Source organism: Vibrio sp. Y176, assembly GCF_033438945.1.
The window spans coordinates 1-507 of sequence record NZ_JAWOQS010001242.1; the positions used below are offsets into that span (position 1 = coordinate 1).

At 49.1% G+C, this 507-nt stretch carries 1 protein-coding gene; it reads right to left on the reverse strand.

The window, feature by feature from the left end:
• The coding region (locus R7O13_RS31190; RefSeq protein WP_318305770.1) for a DEAD/DEAH box helicase at positions 1–507 on the reverse strand (507 nt) is incomplete at both ends.

A 507-nucleotide genomic window follows, 5' to 3' on the forward strand; every position in this document is an offset into this window, starting at 1 on the left:
CACCGAGACAGGAAAACAGCGCCCTTCTGAACGAAGACGATGAGCATTAAGATAATGTGCGAGTTTTTCGCCCTCTAACGTGGCAGAAGTCACTATCAATCGATGCTGGTTTTCTTGCTTCAAAATTGCGGTTAGTAGATCAATATCCCAGCGTCGCTCGTGAAATTCGTCCACTATCACGATGTCGAAGCTTGCAAGTTTGTCTTCCGCAAACCAACGCAACGCTACACCCGGCGTCACAAACACGACTTCCGTGTTCTCATCGAAAAACGCATGCAGCTTGATCGCGTAACCAATTTTGTTACCTATCGGCTCACCAGATTGCTCCGCAAGAAACTCAGCTAATGAGGTACAAGCAATTCGACGTGGCTCGATGACCAAAACACGTCCGTGCTTTGCCGCCCAAAGAGGAAGGCGTGTTGACTTACCCGAACCCGTTTCGGCTTCCACAACGAGGTGGTGGTGCTTCACGTGTTGGTCAAATTCAGCTTGTAAGCTATCGATAGG